15 protein-coding genes are annotated in these 15708 nt (G+C 72.8%); 9 read left to right on the top strand and 6 right to left on the bottom strand.

All coding sequences use genetic code 11. From position 1 onward, the window contains the following. Window positions 1-44: 44 nt before the first annotated feature. Window positions 45-1424, top strand: a complete 1380-nt coding sequence (locus CI089_RS05030) for an ABC transporter permease (RefSeq protein WP_094261245.1) — start codon at window positions 45-47, stop codon at window positions 1422-1424. Window positions 1425-1461: 37 nt separating this feature from the next. Here the strand turns inward: CI089_RS05030 and CI089_RS05025 are convergent, their stop codons facing one another. Further along, window positions 1462-2022 carry a GNAT family N-acetyltransferase gene (locus CI089_RS05025; protein ID WP_256977513.1) on the bottom strand — a complete coding sequence of 187 codons (561 nt, stop codon included), beginning with the start codon at window positions 2020-2022 and terminating at the stop codon, window positions 1462-1464. Further along, the gene (locus tag CI089_RS05020; protein WP_094260516.1) at window positions 2019-2549 is read right to left on the bottom strand and encodes a hypothetical protein; all 531 of its coding nucleotides are present in this window, start codon (window positions 2547-2549) and stop codon (window positions 2019-2021) included. Before CI089_RS05020 ends, CI089_RS05025 begins: the two co-directional genes overlap by 4 nt. Window positions 2550-2581: 32 nt before the next feature. Between CI089_RS05020 and CI089_RS05015 the strand changes: the two genes are divergently transcribed. Next, entirely contained in the window at window positions 2582-3229 is a 648-nt protein-coding gene (locus tag CI089_RS05015; protein ID WP_094260515.1) for a 2-phosphosulfolactate phosphatase, read from the top strand. A gap of 89 nt (window positions 3230-3318) precedes the next feature. Here the strand turns inward: CI089_RS05015 and CI089_RS05010 are convergent, their stop codons facing one another. From CI089_RS05010 to CI089_RS05000, 3 genes are all read right to left on the bottom strand, one after another. Further along, window positions 3319-3807, bottom strand: coding sequence for a SprT-like domain-containing protein (locus tag CI089_RS05010; RefSeq protein ID WP_094260514.1), 489 nt, complete (start codon window positions 3805-3807; stop codon window positions 3319-3321). A 43-nt stretch (window positions 3808-3850) separates the two neighbouring features. Beyond that, window positions 3851-4378 (bottom strand): hypothetical protein, encoded by a 528-nt coding sequence (locus CI089_RS05005; protein WP_094261243.1) that lies wholly within the window; start codon window positions 4376-4378, stop codon window positions 3851-3853. A 79-nt stretch (window positions 4379-4457) separates the two neighbouring features. After that, entirely contained in the window at window positions 4458-5321 is an 864-nt protein-coding gene (locus tag CI089_RS05000) for a spermidine synthase (RefSeq protein WP_094260513.1), read from the bottom strand. Between the two features lie 173 nt (window positions 5322-5494). Between CI089_RS05000 and CI089_RS04995 the strand changes: the two genes are divergently transcribed. The 3 genes from CI089_RS04995 (at window position 5495) to CI089_RS04985 (ending at window position 9205) form a co-directional block, all read left to right on the top strand. Continuing rightward, a complete protein-coding gene (locus CI089_RS04995; protein WP_094260512.1) occupies window positions 5495-7168 on the top strand; it encodes an ABC transporter substrate-binding protein in 1674 nt (557 codons plus the stop codon). A gap of 82 nt (window positions 7169-7250) precedes the next feature. Continuing rightward, window positions 7251-8255: an ABC transporter permease gene (locus CI089_RS04990; RefSeq protein WP_094260511.1), complete on the top strand. Its 1005-nt coding sequence runs from the start codon at window positions 7251-7253 to the stop codon at window positions 8253-8255. Then, window positions 8252-9205 carry an ABC transporter permease gene (locus CI089_RS04985; protein ID WP_094260510.1) on the top strand — a complete coding sequence of 318 codons (954 nt, stop codon included), beginning with the start codon at window positions 8252-8254 and terminating at the stop codon, window positions 9203-9205. Before CI089_RS04990 ends, CI089_RS04985 begins: the two co-directional genes overlap by 4 nt. A gap of 169 nt (window positions 9206-9374) precedes the next feature. Here CI089_RS04985 and CI089_RS04980 read toward each other — a convergent pair whose 3' ends face one another. After that, a complete protein-coding gene (locus tag CI089_RS04980; RefSeq protein WP_094260509.1) occupies window positions 9375-11072 on the bottom strand; it encodes an ABC transporter ATP-binding protein in 1698 nt (565 codons plus the stop codon). Window positions 11073-11690: 618 nt separating this feature from the next. Here CI089_RS04980 and pxpA point away from each other — a divergent pair. The 4 genes from pxpA to CI089_RS04960 all read left to right on the top strand — a co-directional run bounded on the left by pxpA (window position 11691) and on the right by CI089_RS04960 (window position 15513). Next, window positions 11691-12437: a 5-oxoprolinase subunit PxpA gene (gene pxpA, locus CI089_RS04975; protein WP_094260508.1), complete on the top strand. Its 747-nt coding sequence runs from the start codon at window positions 11691-11693 to the stop codon at window positions 12435-12437. 73 nt (window positions 12438-12510) lie between these two features. Then, window positions 12511-14106: an urea amidolyase family protein gene (locus tag CI089_RS04970; RefSeq protein WP_094260507.1), complete on the top strand. Its 1596-nt coding sequence runs from the start codon at window positions 12511-12513 to the stop codon at window positions 14104-14106. A gap of 70 nt (window positions 14107-14176) precedes the next feature. Further along, on the top strand, window positions 14177-14812 hold the full coding sequence (locus CI089_RS04965; protein WP_094260506.1) for a hypothetical protein: 636 nt from the start codon (window positions 14177-14179) through the stop codon (window positions 14810-14812). Window positions 14813-14910: 98 nt separating this feature from the next. Further along, window positions 14911-15513, top strand: a complete 603-nt coding sequence (locus CI089_RS04960; protein WP_094260505.1) for a hypothetical protein — start codon at window positions 14911-14913, stop codon at window positions 15511-15513. Window positions 15514-15708: the final 195 nt, after the last annotated feature.

Below are 15708 nucleotides of genomic sequence, written 5' to 3'. Positions count from 1 at the left end.
CGGCCGCGACGTCCGGGCGGTGGGCGTGGCTGCGCGAGCGGGGCATGGGGGCCTCGGTGCTCGTCGCGGCGATCTCCGGCGGGTTCGGCGTGCTGCTGGTCGCGGTGACCGGACTCATCGGTGCGTGGCTCATGGCCGATCCGTTCCTCTCCGGCGGCGAGACCATCATCATCGTCGTCGCGATCCTCAGCGTGCTGCTCGTCGCGGTGGCGATGTACGTCGCCGCGATCGTGACGGCCAACACCTTCGCCACGATCGTCGCGGGGCGCACCCGTCAGATCGCCCTCATGCGCCTGATCGGGGCGTCGGCTCGATCGCAGCGCGCTCGCATCGCGCGGCAGGGCCTCATCGTCGGCGCGATCGGCGCTGTCATCGGGCTCGTCGGCGGAACCGCCGCGGCCGTCGGGCTGCAGGAGCTCGCCGCGCGAGCGTGGGGACTGAACGTCGAGTACAGCATCGTCCAGCCGGTGCTCCTCGCCCCGGCGCTCGTCGTCGCGCTGACGACCTGGGTCGCCGCGTGGGCCGGCTCGCGCCGCGTGCTCGAGGTCACGCCTCTCGCCGCGCTCGCGGGGTCCGCGCCGCGCACGGCGGAGGAGGCCGCCGGTCGCACGCGTCGGCGCGTCACCGCGGTGTCGCTCTTCGCGGTCGGCGCGGTGCTGCTCGCCCTCGGCATCCTCGCCGGCTTCGTCACACCCCTCGGCGTCGTCGTCGCGTTCTTCGGCGGGCTCGCCTCGTTCACCGGACTGAGCCTGGGCGCTGCCCTCGTCATGCCGCCGCTGCTCCGCCTGACCGGTCGGCTCTTCGGTCGTTCGGCATCGGCGCGGCTCGCAGCCGAGAACGCGCTGCGCTATCCCGAACGCTCGAGCCGCATGGCGATCGGCGTCGTCATGGGCGTCACGCTCGTGACGATGTTCGCCGTGGCCACCGAGTCGGTCAAGGGCGTCATGGCGGCCTCGGGTGGCGGCGAGGTATCGGGCGAGATGGCTCGCCTGCTCGACACGTTCACCGCGGTCATGATGGCCCTCGTGGGCGTCTCCGCCGTGATCGCGGCGGTCGGGCTCGTCAACCTGCTCACGATCGGCGTGGTGCAGCGAACCCGTGAGCTCGGGCTGCTGCGCGCCCTCGGGCTCACCGGGCGTCAGATCCGCTCGATGGTGCTGTTCGAGGCGGCGCACATCACGATCACCTCGGTCGTGTTCGGCCTACTCCTCGGCATCGCCTACGGCTGGGCCGCGGCGCAGTCGCTGCTCGGGTCGGTGCGGGTACCGCCGCTGTGGCTCGCGCCGAACTTCGTCCTGCCGGGCATCCCGTGGCTCACGGTCGCCGGGATCGTCGTCGCCACCGCCGTGCTCACGCTCGTCGCCGCCGTCGTGCCCACCCGCCTCGCGACTCGGGTCTCACCGGTGGAGGCGCTCGCGGAGTGAGGCCGTTCGCCTGTCGCCGGCCGGTCCGGCTCGCCCGTCATCCGCGGACGAGCCGGACCTCGCTGATGCTCTCGCCCCAGCTGGTGTCGTCCTTCGCGGCGCCGTCGGGGCGGAACCCGTTACGGGCGTAGAACGCGTGGGCGCGCGGGTTGTCGTCGAGGACCCACAGCGATGCGCGCTCGTCGCCGAGGGCCGCGTCCAGCAGGGCCTGTCCGGCGCCGGTGCCGTGGTGGGCGGCGAGGACGTAGATCGCGTACAGCTCGACCGGCGCGACGGGAGGGACGTCGCGGGAGGACCCGCTGACGGCGAACCCGACGATCGACCCGCCCGTCACCGCGACCCACGTCCGGCCGAGGTCATGCGTGCGCTGGGGGCCGGTGTTCTCCGCGCCGGCCGCGTCCGGCGGCACCCGGTCGCTGATCCGCTGCTCGTGCCCGAGCAGCTCGCGCCGCACCCGCGTCAGACGGACGAGATCGAGCCGGTCGAGAATGCTCTGCGGCATCCGCCCCGTGTAAGCCTCATGCCATCCGCGGACGTGCACGCGCGCGATCGCTGCGGCATCGGCGGGCACGGCGCGCCGCACGGCGACGGCCGTCACGGTGCCGGATCGGCGGCGGGCTCGGGGTCGTAGGCCCAGGACGGCGCGACCTGCCGCAGGCGTGTCGAACGCCACTGCCACGTCGCCCAGAGCATCGGCCACAGCGCCGGTGCGGCGAGGCCTCCGATGACCAGGCGCTCGCGCCACAGCGTCCGGGTCGGGTCGCCGGGTGCGGGCGAGACCGCCATCTGGTGGTCCCACACGTCGAGCACCGAGAGGGGCCCCGTGAGGGGGATGCCGCTGTCGCGCAGGATCCGCACGGTCGACGCGTCCGTCGCGCCGGGCCTGCGCTCCTCGACCGCGCGGTCCGACACGTGGATCAGCTGCCGGCCGACCGGGACGCCGAACGCCGACAGCTGCACCGGCACGTCGGCTCCGGGCTCGAGCGAGGTCGGCATCCCCTCGACGGCGAGGGGCTCGAGCCCCATGAGCGGCGCGTAGAGCTCGGCGAGGGCGCGCGGCGAGTGAAGGGCGCGCCAGGCGGCGTCGGCGTCGCAGTCGAGCACGAGCTTCTGGAGGATGCGCATGAGCCCAGTCTGCCCCGTCGTAGGCTGATCGGATGCCGTCGCCCGCCGCATCCTCGCCGTTCGACCAGTCCCGCTACCAGGTTCGCCTGGACTGGGGAATCGCCGGTCTTCGCCGTGTGGCACCGGCCGATGTCGTCGTCGTGGTCGACGTGCTGCGTTTCTCGTCGACCGTCTCGGCCCGGGTGGCCGCGGGGGAGACCGTCGCGCTCGACGACGCCGCACATGCGGTCTCACGCAACGGCGCGGCGATCGCCGGGGCGGCATCCGACTCGGTGGTGCTGCTCGGCTGTCTGCGCAACGCCGACGCGGTGGCCGCCGCTGTGCTCGCGGAGCAGCAGCGCCGCGGAGCCCGCACGAGCATCGCCGTGATCGCGGCCGGTGAGCTCGCCGGCCCGAAGGGCGAGACGGAGCTGCGGTTCGCGGTGGAGGATCTGCTCGGCGCGGGTGCCGTCGTCGACGCGCTCTCCCGGCTCGGCATCGACCACACCTCGCCCGAGGCAGCGGCGGCGTGCGAGTCGTTCCGCGGCCTCGGCGGCGCGGTGCGGCACCTGCTGACGGCGAGCGGTTCGGGGCAGGAGCTGCTCGAGCGCGGCCAGCGCGACGACGCGCTCGCCGCCGCGCAGATCGGGGCCGACGGGGTCGCTCCGGTGCTCCGCGCCGGCGTCTTCACCGCGGCCTGACGCCAACTCCTCAGAATCCGCGAGATTCGAGCCCGAAGCGCCCGGATCCGACGGCTCGGCCGCCGAAATTGAGGAGTTGGTGCAGCGGGTCAGCGCGGGGTCGCGGCGGCCCGCCGGTCGGCCGAGGAGATCTCGCGACGGACCCACCGGAACAGGAAGCGCTCGTCGTACGACGACGCGCACATCCGGCACGACGCCGCGCGCGTGGGGCGCCGGTGACGGTAGGCCACGTGGCCGGCGGGGCAGTGGCCCACCCACGGTGCCAGCTCGACGGCCGTCTCGCCGCGATGGGTCGTGCCGCCGACGTACCCGAGCTCGCGGGCCGTGCGCAGCCAGTCGCGGCCGTGGCCGGCGGCCGGCCCCGCGATCGCGTGGGCGACCTCGTGCAGCAGGGTCTGGTGGTTCTCGTCGTCGTCGAACCGGGCCGCGAGATAGCGCGAGACGCTGATGGTCCGGCGCGTGTAGTCGCACTGGCCCGCGCGGCGCTTGGCGTTGTCGAACCGGAACGTCCACGAGCCGTCGAGGTGCGCTCCGATCAGCGCCTCGGCCCAGACCCGGACCCGATCGAGATCACTCATATGGTCGACGCTACGCGCGGGGTGAGACAGCGGGACGCGGCGCTCAGCTGGCGACGATCGAGCGCGAGCGACGGCGCTCGGCGGCGTCGACGGCCAGCAGGGTCGACTCGAGCTGGTCCTCGGGAGCTCCGCCCTCCTGACGGAGGAACAGGGCGCGCTTGAAGTCGGTGCGGGCGTCGGAGTACTCCTCCGCGTCGTACGAGACCTTGCCGCGGTGCTGGTAGGCGAATGCGGCGAGCAGCGGCCAGTTCTGGCCCTCCGCCTCTTCCGCGCACGTCGTCAGCTCCTGGATCGCCGCGGCGAACGCACCGCGGTGCTGCAGGATCGTTGCGTGCAGCACGCGGGCGCGCAGCAGGTCCTTGCGGGTCCCGGCCATGCGGGCCACCCGCACCGCCTGCTCCGCGAGGACGAGTGCCTCGTCGAGCCGGTCGAGCACCTTCAGCAGCCAGACGCGCTCGAGGAGCGCGGGCAGGCTGCGCTGCTCGCCGATCTCGGCGAGGCGCTCTGCGCACTGCTCCGGGTCGACGATCTCCCGCAGCGTGTCCGGGTCGTACCCGAGGATGTAGCCCACCGTCATCCACCTCCGCGATTCGAGAACGGTGGATCCCAGTCTCCTCGAAAGCGCCGGATGCAGCCGCCCGCCGCGCCGGTCACCGTTCGAACACGGATGCCGACGGCTTGGGCGACGGGGTCGCGTCGGCGTCGGTCGCGACCCGGGCTCCGCGGGCGAACTCGTCGATCTCGGCGCCCTGCGCGACCTTGGCCGGGAACGGCCCGGCGGCCATCAGGCGCGGCAGCCACTCCGACGGCAGGGGCGAAGCCGACGCGGCGATGACGATGTTGCCGAAACGCCGTCCCTTCAGCAGCTGCACCTCGGCGAGCAGCAGCACCTCGGGCAGCACCTCGCGGACGGTGGCGACCTGCCGGCGGGCGAACGCGAGGCCCGCGCCGTCGGCGACGTTGACCAGGAGCACGCCGGTCGGGGCGAGCAGCCGCGCGAGGGAGCGGTAGTACTCCACCGTCGTCAGGTGGGCGGGGGTCTGCGCCCCCGCGAACACGTCCGAGACGACGAGGTCGGCGGCGCCGGTGAGCCCGGGAGGAAGCTTCTCGGCGACAGCGCGGGCATCGCCGATGCGCACGCGCACCTGCGCGCCGCGGGGGAGGGGCAGCGCCTCGCGCACGAGGTCGACGAGGGGCTGCTCGAGCTCGATCACCTGCTGACGCGATCCCGGCCGGGTGTGGGCGATGTACCGCGGGAGCGTCAGCGCGCCGGCGCCCAGGTGGACCGCGGTGAGCGGCTGTCCCGGCATCCGCAGGCGGTCGATGACGGCCGCCATCCGGGCGATGTACTCGAAGTGCAGGTGCGTCGGGTCGTCGAGGTCGACGTGCGACTGCGGCGTGCCGTCGACGTCGAGCTCGAAGCCCGACGTGAACGAGGACGCCAGGATGCGCGCGATCGTGCCATCGGACAGGCGGGTCTGCGGACCGGACTCCTCGACGCGCGCTCGTGCCATTCCTCAACGCTATCGGCCCGTGTCGGCACGTGGGCGAGCCGGTCTGCGCAGTCGAAACACGATCGAGACATCGATGTAATGACTTCGACCCTCCGGCCCGTATAGGTTCGGACCCAATTACCTCGGAGCGCGCCGCGGTGGGCCCGCTCCGGACCTCAGAAAGGGACACCCCCATGCTCTCCACTCCTCGCAAGCGCGCGCTCGCGGGACTGGCGGCGGTCGCCATCGGCGCCCTCGCCCTCTCGGCGTGCACCAGCCAGCGCGGAGGTGGCGGCGAGACCGATGCCGCGACCGACGTCGACGGCACCTTCGTCTTCGCCGCCTCCGCCGACCCCGCCAGCCTCGATCCCGCCTTCGCGCAGGACGGCGAGACCTTCCGCGTCTCCCGCCAGATCTTCGAAGGACTCGTCGGCACCGAGCCCGGCACGGCCGACCCCGCGCCCCTGCTCGCCGAGAGCTGGGAGTCGTCCGACGACGGGCTGACCCACACCTTCCAGCTGAAGGAGGGCGTGACCTTCCACGACGGCACCCCGTTCAACGCCGAAGCGGTGTGCGCCAACTTCGACCGCTGGTACAACTGGACCGGCCTGGCCGCCAGCGAAGCCCTCTCGTACTACTACGGCAAGCTCTTCCGCGGCTACGTCGAGACCCCCGACACCGCCGTGTTCGACTCGTGCACCGCCGACGGCGACCTCGAGGCCACGGTGACGCTGAAGCAGCCCTTCGCCGGGTTCATCCCCGCCCTCTCGCTGCCCGCATTCGCGATGCAGAGCCCCACCGCGCTCGAGGAGTACGGCGCCGACGAGATCGGCGGCACCGAAGAGGCCCCCTCGCTCTCGGAGTACGGCGCCGGACACCCGACGGGCACCGGCCCGTACAAGTTCGACGAGTGGTCGCCGGGCGAGGAGCTCACGCTCTCGGCCTACGACGACTACTGGGGCGAGTCGGGTCAGGTGACCAAGATCATCTTCCGCGTCATCGACGACCCCACCGCCCGCCGTCAGGCCCTCGAGGCCGGATCGATCGACGGCTACGACCTCGTCGGCCCCGCCGACACCGCCGCCCTCGAAGAGGCCGGCTTCACGATGGTCTCGCGCCCGCCGTTCACGATCCTCTACCTCGCCTTCAACCAGGCGCAGCCCGAGCTGCAGGACGTGCGCGTGCGTGAGGCCCTGTCGCACGCGATCGACAAGGAGGCCCTCATCTCGCAGGTGCTGCCCGAGGGCACCGAGGTCGCGACGCAGTTCATGCCCGACACCGTCAACGGCTACAACCCCGACGTCACGACCTACGACTACGACCCCGAGAAGGCCAAGGCCCTCCTCGCCGAGGCCGGCTACACCGAGGCCAACCCGCTGACGCTGACCTTCAACTACCCGGTCAACGTCTCGCGCCCCTACATGCCCGACCCCGAGCAGATCGCGACGGTCATCTCGACGCAGCTGACCGACGTGGGCGTGCAGCTGACGCCGCAGACGGATGCCTGGAGCCCCGACTACCTCGACAAGATCACCGGAACCGCCGACCACGGCATCCACCTGCTCGGCTGGACCGGCGACTACAACGACACCGACAACTTCGTCGGCGTGTTCTTCGGTGCCCCCTCGGCCGAGTGGGGCTTCGACAACCCCGAGCTGTTCGCGGCGCTCAGCTCCGCGCGCGGCGTGCCGAACCTCGAGGAGCAGACCGCGCTCTACGAGCAGATCAACGAGCAGGTCGCCCAGTTCATCCCGGGCGTTCCGCTGGCCCACCCCGCCCCGACGCTCGCGTTCGACCCGCGTGTCGAGAGCTACCCGGCCAGCCCGGTCAACGACGAGGTGTTCACGGACATCGTCCTGACCGAGTGACGACGACCCGCTGATCCCCGCGGGGCGGGCCGCCGCCTCGGGCGCGAGCCCGCCCCGCACTCCTCGACCGAAAGACCCCGCGTTGCTGCGAACCATCGGCCAACGGCTGCTTCTGCTGATCCCCACGCTCCTCGGGCTCAGCATCCTCCTCTTCCTCTGGGTCCGCGCCCTGCCCGGCGGTCCCGCCGTCGCCCTCCTCGGCGAGAAGGCGACCCCCGAGGCGATCGCCCGGATCAACGAGCTCTACGGCTTCAATCGGCCGATCCTCGAGCAGTACGCCACCTATATGGGGCGGCTGCTCACCGGCGACTTCGGGTCGTCGATCGAGACCGGGCGCCCCGTCGTCGAGGAGTTCCTCCGGCGCTTCCCGGCGACCGTCGAGCTCTCGATCGCCGCCCTGATCTTCGCCGTCGGCATCGGCATCCCGCTCGGGTACCTCGCCGCGCGTCACCACGGCAAGATCAGCGATCACGTCGCGGTCGTGCTGAGCCTCGTCGGCGTCACGATCCCGGTGTTCTTCCTGGCGTTCATCCTCAAGTACGTCTTCGCCGTCCAGCTCGGCTGGCTGCCCTCCGACGGGCGCCAGGACCCGCGCATCGACGCGACGCACTACACGAACTTCTACGTGCTCGACGGCCTGCTCACGGGGGAGTTCGACGCCGCGTGGGATGCCGTGCTGCACCTCATCCTGCCGGCGCTCGCGCTCGGCACCATTCCGCTCGCGATCATCGTGCGCATCACCCGCGCCTCGGTGCTCGAGGTGCAGAACTCCGACTACGTGCGCACCGGCCGGGCGAAGGGAATCGCGCGGCGGACGCTGCGCGGCCGCTTCATCCTGCGCAACGCCATGCTGCCGGTCGCCACGACCGTCGGCCTCCAGGTCGGCCTGCTGCTGGCCGGAGCGATCCTGACCGAGACGGTGTTCGCGTTCCCCGGGATCGGATCGTTCCTCGCCCGGGCCATCAGCGCCCGCGACTTCCCGGTGCTGCAGGGGTTCATCCTCTTCATCGCCGTCATCTACGCGCTCATCAACCTCATCGTCGATGTCTCGTACAGCCTGATCGATCCGAGAGTGAGGGTCTCATGAGCACCAACGCGCTCCCGCCCGCCCCCGGCGACGGACCCGCCACCGCCGTCGCCGAGCACGACGTGCTCGAGGCCCGCGCCGGCGGTGGATTCTGGCACGACGTGTTCGCGCGCCTGCGCCGCAACCCGGTGGCCTGGATCGGCGCCGCCATCGTGCTGGCCTTTCTCCTCGTGGCGATCCTCGCGCCCTGGCTCGCGCCCTACCCCGAGACGGCCCTCCCCGGCGCGCGGGAGGTCACCCCGACCCACATCCCCGGTCCCGGCGAGATCGCCGGCTTCCCGCTCGGTCTCGACCGCTTCGGCGGCGACGTCCTGTCGAAGCTCATCTGGGGCGCGCGGGCCTCGCTGCTCATCGGCGTCATCTCGACCGCGTTCGGTCTCGCCGGCGGCATGCTCCTCGGCCTGATCGCCGGCATGTTCGGGGGCTGGGTCGACACGGTCGTCATGCGGTTCGTCGACATCCTCCTGTCGGTCCCCAACCTGCTGCTCGCCGTCTCGATCGCGGCGATCCTCGGTCAGTCGCAGCTCGCGATCATGATCGCCATCGGAGCCTCGCAGGTGCCGATCTTCGCGCGCCTCCTGCGGGCGTCGATGCTGCAGCAGCGCAGCGCCGACTACATCCTCTCGGCGCAGACCCTCGGGCTCGGGCGCGGCAAGATCACGATGAGCCACGTGCTGCCCAACAGCCTCGGCCCCGTCATCGTCCAGGGGACGCTCACCCTCGCCACCGCCGTCATCGACGCCGCGGCGCTGTCGTTCCTCGGCCTCGGCGGCGGGGGAGCGGCCACCGCCGAGTGGGGCCGCATGCTCACCTACGCGCAGAACGAGCTCGCGATCGCGCCGTGGCTCGCGTTCCTCCCGGGCCTGTGCATCATGATCACCGCGCTCGGCTTCACGCTGCTCGGCGAATCGCTGCGCGAGGCCATGGACCCGCGCACCCGCGCGCGCTGACCCGGCCCGCTGACCCGGCGCGCCGCCCCGGCCCTGCGATACACCTGCAGGACCGGTGGGGCTGGTGTCGCCTCACCGGTCTCCGCCGGCTGCACCAGCCCCACCGGTCCGACGGCTGTATCGCCGCCGGGCGCGGCTGGGAGCCGGCGGCGCGTCAGGACGCGCCGGCTCAGGAGGCGATGTCGAGCTCGTTGCCCGGGATCGACGACAGCAGCCGCCGCGTGTACGGGTCGCGCGGGTTGGTGAAGATCTCCTCGCTCGACGCAGCCTCGACGAGGGCGCCGTCCTTCATGACGCAGACGTAGTCCGAGATGAGCCGCACCACGGCGAGGTCGTGCGAGATGAAGAGGTAGCTCAGCCCGTACTCGCCCTGCAGGTCGCGCAGCAGCGTGAGGATCTGGTCCTGCACGAGCACGTCCAGCGCCGACACCGGCTCGTCGCAGACGATCAGCTCGGGGTTCAGCGCGAGGGCACGCGCGATCGCGACGCGCTGACGCTGACCGCCCGAGAGCTCGGAGGGGTACCGGCGCAGCATCGTCTGCGGCAGGGCGACGTCGTCGAGCAGCTTCCGCACGCGGGTAGCGCGATCCTTCGCGGTGCCGCGCTTGTAGAACTCCAGCGGCTCGGCGATGATCCGCTCGATCGTGAACATGGGGTTCAGCGACGAGTACGGGTCCTGGAAGATCGGCTGCACCTTCTGCCGGAACTCGCGCAGCTGCGCACCCTTCAGCCCCGCGACATCCTGCCCCTCGAACCGGATCGTGCCCGACGTCGGCTCGATCACCTTCAGCAGCATCCGGGCCGTCGTCGTCTTGCCCGATCCCGACTCGCCCACGATCGCGACCGTCTCACCCCGCGGGATGGACAGCGAGACGTCGCTGACGGCGGCGAAGTCGTCCTTGCGTCCGCGGATCTTGTACAGCTTCGTGAGGTTCTCGATCTCGACGATGTTGTCGCGCGGTGCCGGCTCGGCCGGTGCCTGCGCTGCGGGGGAGCCGGATGCCGCGGGGGTGGTGACCGCGGTGGGCGGCGTCGTCGCCCGGTAGGCCTCCGGCCGCAGGCGCACCGCCGCGACCGACGGGGCCGCCTTGACGAGAGCCTGCGTGTAGGGCTGCTGCGGATCTTCCAGGATCTGGCGGGCCGGGCCCTGCTCGACGATCCGGCCGCGATGCATGACGACGACGCGGGCGGCCCGCTCGGCGGCGAGGCCGAGGTCGTGGGTGATGAGCAGCACCGATGTGCCCAGCTCGCCCGTCATCCGGCCGAGCTGATCGAGGATCGTCTTCTGCACCGTCACATCGAGGGCGCTCGTCGGCTCGTCGGCGATGAGCAGCCGCGGGTTGCACGCCAGCCCGATCGCGATGAGCGCGCGCTGCCGCATCCCGCCCGAGAACTCGTGCGGGTACTGCTTCGCGCGCTCCGCGGCATCCGGAAGGCCGGCCGCCGCGAGGGTCTCGATGACCTTGGCGTCGACGTCCTTCGAGGTCGCGAGTCCGTGCGCGAGCAGGGTCTCGGCGACCTGCGTGCCGATCTTCGAGACGGGGTTGAGGTTGGACATCGGGTCCTGCGGCACGAGTCCGATCGACCCGCCGCGGATGCGGCGCAGCGTGCTCTCCGGTGCGCCTACGAGTTCTTCGCCGTCGAGGCGGATGCTGCCGCGCACGACGCGTCCGTTTCCCGGGAGGAGTCCGATCACCGCCATCGCGGTCGTCGACTTGCCCGAGCCGGATTCGCCGACGATCGCGACCGTCTCGCCCGCTGAGATCTCGAGGTCGACGCCTTCGACCGCGTGCACCGGGCCCTCGAGCGTGCGGAAGTCGACGGCCATGTCGCTCACCCGCAGCAGGGGAGTGGAGGAGTCTGCCATTGGCCCATCCTGCCCGCCCGCGGCGCCCAGCGCACCGTGTCGGGCCCACCCGTTACATCGACGTAACGCCGGCCCGTCGTGTCGCGGATGGGCGCGCTCGTGCCGTGGACAGGCTGAGCGGCCTCCCGACCCCGCCGACGAGGCCCGCGGGGACGGGGCAGCCTGCGGGCGGGACGGGGAGCCGGCCGGACTGAGCCGCGCCGCGGGTCGGGTGACCGGTGGCCGCCGTGCCGTGGACAGGCTGAGCGGCTTCGGGAGCCCGTCGACGGGGTCTGTGCGGGCGCTCAGCCTGTCGACGGCACAGAACGACGAGAACGGGCGCGGCGTGGCGCGGCGTGGCGGCAGGGCATGGCGGGATGTGGACGGAAACGAGAGCGCGGGCCTCGGGGCGAAACGGCGGGTGCGCGACGTCGAGCCACCTGTGCCGAAAACAGGCTGTGCCGCCTGAGGAGGCGACCGAGACGATGCCGTGCGGCATCTGGCCTGCTCACGGCCCGCCTCGCGCCCCCGCTCGGCTCCGACACGGCGCGCCTTGCTCGGCTCCGCGACGGCCAGCCCGTGCATCCCCACCCCACCCCGTAGGGGCACGGCCGGACGAGCGCGGGCTAGCGTTGACGCATGGACCTCAACGCGGATCTGGGCGAGACGGTCGACGGTCTCCCGACGGCCGACGACACCGCGATGTTCGCCCTCGTGTCGAGCGCGTCGATCGCCTGCGGCGGTCATGCCGGCGACGCGGCGTCGATGCGCACGGCCGTGGCCGGAGCGGCGGCCGCCCGGGTCGCGGTCGGCGCCCACCCTTCCTATCTCGACCGCGCCGGTTTCGGCCGGGTGCGGGTCGCCGTCGAGCCCGACGAGCTGCGGGCACAGGTGCTCGATCAGCTGCGCGCGCTCGCCGCCGCGGGCGCCGACGTGCGCTACGTCAAGCCGCATGGCGCGCTGTATCACGCCGCGACCGAGGATGCCGCGACCGCGCGCGCCGTCGCGGCCGCCGTCGCCGACCTGTCGGCCGAGCTCGGCCGCGAGCTTCCGATCCTGGGTCTCGGCGGGGCGATCGAGGGGGCGGCGTCGGATGCCGGGCTGCCGTTCCATCTCGAGGCGTTCCTCGACCGCGGCTACCGGGCAGACGGATCCCTCGTGCCGCGCGGGGCTCCCGGGGCGCTGCTCGAGGATCCGGACGCGGTCGCCGAGCGCGCGCTGCGCCTGGCGACGGAGGGAGTCGTGATCGCGGTCTCGGGCGAGGCGGTCCGCAGCGCGGCGGCCTCGCTGTGCGTGCACGGCGACTCGCCCGGTGCCGTCGCGATGGCTCGCGCCGTGCGGTCGGCGCTCGACGCCGCCGGGATCGAGGTGCGCTCGCCGTGGTGACGACCGCACCTGTCGCGCCGGTCGGTGCGCCGCGACCCGGGCGCCGATGCGGCGCCGACCCGGGGATGCCGGCATGAGGATGCTGCCGATGGGCTCCGACGCGGTGCTCGTGGAGGTGACCGACCTGGCCGAGGCGATGGCCCTGCACGCTCGGCTGGCCGCCGCGCCGCCGCCGGGGGTCATCGACATCGTTCCCGCGGCCGCGACGGTGCTCGTCCGTGTCGATGCCGCGGTGCTGCCCCTGGCGACCGCTCGTGCGTGGATCTCTTCCGCCGCGACGCGCCCGGCGCCGACGACATCCGCCCCCGCCGCGGTGACGCTGCCGATCCGCTACGACGGCGCCGACCTCGACGAACTGGCCGCCGCGCTCGGCGCCAGTCGCGAGGCGCTGGTCGCGCGCCACGCCGGCACCGAGTGGACGGTCGCGTTCACGGGCTTCGCGCCCGGGTTCGGGTATCTCGTCGGAGCGGGGTGGGGCCTCGACGTCCCGCGCCGCGCGTCGCCGCGCACGCGGGTCCCCGCCGGCTCGGTCGGTCTGGCCGGCGTCTTCTCGGGGGCCTACCCGCGCGAGACCCCGGGAGGCTGGCAGCTCATCGGCACGACGGATGCGCCGCTGTTCGACCCGCACGCCGATCGCCCCGCGCTGCTCGTCCCGGGTGCCGTCGTGCGTTTCGACCCGTCGCGCAGCCGTGTGCGCGGATCGGATGCCGCGCCGCGGGTGGCTCCGGATCCCACGACCCCCACGGCCTCGGCGACTCCCGCGCCCGCCCGCGGCATCCGCGTCATCGCGCCGGGCCTGCAGGCGACGTTCCAGGATGCCGGCCGGCCGGGGCGCGCTGCCGACGGCATCGGTGCCGCGGGCGCCGCCGATCCCGCCGCGTGGGCGCTGGCGAACCGGCTGCTGGGCAACCGTGACGGGGCGGCGGCGATCGAGGTCGCCGTCGGCGGGTTCCGGGCCGTGGCGGAGCGGGATCTGACGGTGGTCGTGACCGGGGCGTGGGCGCCGGTCGAGATCGACGGACGCATCGGCGACCCCTTCGTCCCGCACGTCTGGCCGGCGGGCACGGAGCTGCACCTCGGCGGATTCCTCGCCGGAGCGCGGGCTTACCTGGCGGTGCGCGGCGGCTGGGACGTCGCCCCGGTGCTCGGGTCGCGCTCGACAGACACGCTCTCGGGGCTCGGCCCGGCGCAGCTGCGGGCGGGCGACGTCATCCCGGTCGGCGACGACGTCGCGGGGCCCGTGCCCGTTCTGCCGCTGCACCCGTGGGGTCCGCCGCCCGCGGGCACGGATGCCGTTCCCCTCGACATCCCGTTCACGTTCGGTCCGCGCGCCGACTGGCTCACCCCCGAATCGATCCGCCTCCTCGCCGGCGAGACCTGGGTGGTCTCGGCGGCTGCGGATCGGGTCGGCATCCGGCTCGACGGGCCGCGGCTCGAACGCTCCCGAGCCGAGGAGCTGGCCAGCGAGGGCACGGTGCCGGGGGCGATCCAGGTGCCGCCCGCGGGGCACCCCGTCGTGTTCGGTCCGGATGCGCCCGTGACGGGCGGATACCCCGTCGTGGGCGTCGTGACCGCGGCGGGGCGGAGCCGGCTCGCGCAGGCTCGCCCCGGCGATCGCGTGCGGCTGCGTCCGACGGTCCGGGGCGCGTCTGACGCTCAGCGAGGCTGATCCGTCAAGGGGGAGAACTCCCCGTGTCAAGACCGCGTGCGGATGCGGCGGGTCCCCTAGCGTCGATGCCATGACTCGCACCAAGACCACCACATCCGCCGCGCTGCTCGTCTCCGCGGCTCTTCTCCTCGCCGGATGCGGCGGGCAGGCGGGCGACACCGCGGCGTCGGGGGACGCCGGCGCATCGTCCGCCCCGTCGTCGTCGTCGTCCGCTCCCGCAGCCAGCGCTCCCGATGTCGCGCCGGCCTCCGGCGAGATGATCACGGGCACCGGCTACAGCTTCTCGGTTCCCGAGGGATGGGCGATCCCCGAGCAGGAGCTCCCCGGCATGGAGCAGGTCGACGTGTTCGTCGCCGATCTCTCCGACCCCTCCGCGACCTTCGCCGACAACGTCAACGTCGTGCTCTCGCCCGCGCCGCAGGCGATCTCCGCCGACGACGTCGAGAAGTACGGTGTCGAGGAGCTCGAGGGGCAGGCCGGCGCGACCGACGTCACCGTCCAGGAGCGCACCTCGATCGCCGGCGGCGAATCGGCTCACATCACGGCATCCGTCACGCAGCAGGACGTCACCTACAACGTCGACCAGTTCTACCCCTCGCACGACGACCAGACCTACGTCGTGACCTTCTCGTTCAGCCCGGACGTCTCGGAGGCCGACCGTGCGGCCGTCTACGACGCCGTCCTCGCCTCGTGGGCGTGGGCCTGATCCTCACTCCCGCAACGCGCCGTCCGCTCCCGCAGCGGGCGGCGCGTTCGCGTGTCAAGGGGAGTGCCGGCGCGGCGGATTCGCCTACCGTGTGAGGCATGATGCGCTCCCGGATCGCTCCGATCGCCGCCGCGCTCGTCTCGGCGGCGCTGCTCCTCGTGGCGTGCGACGCGCGGCCGGCGGGCGGATCCGGCGAGCCCTCGGTCTCGGGCTCGGCGCCGGCGAGTCCGGCGCCCACGAGCAGCGCGTCGGCCGACGCCGGTCCCGGTGAGACCGTGCGGGGGAGCGGGTACAGCTTCACCGTCCCCGCGGGGTGGTCGATCCCCTCGCAGGACCCGACGGACGGCCAGGTCGACGTCTTCGTGTCGGAGTCCGCGGATGCCGACAGCCGCTACATCAGCGTCGTCGTCTCGCCCGGCGTCATCACCGCCGCCGACGTCGAGGCGGACGGGGCGGCGAGCCTCGAGGCGGTCGGGGCCACCGACGTCTCGCTGGAGGATCGCGTCGACATCGCCGGGAGCGAGTCGGCGCACCTCGTGGCGACCCTCGCCCAGGACGGTGCGGAGACGGTGATCGATCAGTACTACGCCACGCGCGACGAACAGACGTTCGTCATCACCTTCGCTTCGCCGGCCGACACGAGCGATGACGACCGCCGTCGCCTCGCCGAGACCGTGCTCTCGAGCTGGGCGTGGGAGTGATCGCGCCGCCGGGTGGCGCGCATTTATACCGCAGCATCCGGGGGTCGTCAAGGATTGTGCTGGACATGGCGCGTCGCGGCGCCTATAGTTGGTAGTTGCGCTCCCGTCCCCTTGCCCTCATATGGTGGTCGGCTTGTGCTCTGCGCGATTCCGCCCCGTCGTACGGCGTGAGACGCGCGAGCTCGGACCGGGAGC

Source organism: Microbacterium sp. Yaish 1, assembly GCF_002245215.1.
GTDB lineage: Bacteria > Actinomycetota > Actinomycetes > Actinomycetales > Microbacteriaceae > Microbacterium.
This window is presented reverse-complemented; position numbering and strand designations above follow the sequence as displayed.

Excerpts from the sequence above, each read along its gene's own strand:
- CI089_RS05000 (WP_094260513.1), bottom strand. The coding sequence starts at position 5,321 with ATGGCACGAGCGCGCGTCGAGGAGTCCGGTCCGCAGACCCGCCTGTCC.
- CI089_RS04980 (WP_094260509.1), bottom strand. The coding sequence starts at position 11,072 with ATGGCAGACTCCTCCACTCCCCTGCTGCGGGTGAGCGACATGGCCGTC.
- CI089_RS05020 (WP_094260516.1), bottom strand. The coding sequence starts at position 2,549 with ATGCGCATCCTCCAGAAGCTCGTGCTCGACTGCGACGCCGACGCCGCC.
- pxpA (WP_094260508.1), top strand. The coding sequence starts at position 11,691 with ATGGACCTCAACGCGGATCTGGGCGAGACGGTCGACGGTCTCCCGACG.
- CI089_RS05030 (WP_094261245.1), top strand. The coding sequence starts at position 45 with ATGGGGGCCTCGGTGCTCGTCGCGGCGATCTCCGGCGGGTTCGGCGTG.
- CI089_RS04965 (WP_094260506.1), top strand. The coding sequence starts at position 14,177 with ATGACTCGCACCAAGACCACCACATCCGCCGCGCTGCTCGTCTCCGCG.
- CI089_RS05010 (WP_094260514.1), bottom strand. The coding sequence starts at position 3,807 with ATGAGTGATCTCGATCGGGTCCGGGTCTGGGCCGAGGCGCTGATCGGA.
- CI089_RS05015 (WP_094260515.1), top strand. The coding sequence starts at position 2,582 with ATGCCGTCGCCCGCCGCATCCTCGCCGTTCGACCAGTCCCGCTACCAG.
- CI089_RS04985 (WP_094260510.1), top strand. The coding sequence starts at position 8,252 with ATGAGCACCAACGCGCTCCCGCCCGCCCCCGGCGACGGACCCGCCACC.
- CI089_RS04970 (WP_094260507.1), top strand. The coding sequence starts at position 12,511 with ATGAGGATGCTGCCGATGGGCTCCGACGCGGTGCTCGTGGAGGTGACC.
- CI089_RS04960 (WP_094260505.1), top strand. The coding sequence starts at position 14,911 with ATGATGCGCTCCCGGATCGCTCCGATCGCCGCCGCGCTCGTCTCGGCG.
- CI089_RS04995 (WP_094260512.1), top strand. The coding sequence starts at position 5,495 with ATGCTCTCCACTCCTCGCAAGCGCGCGCTCGCGGGACTGGCGGCGGTC.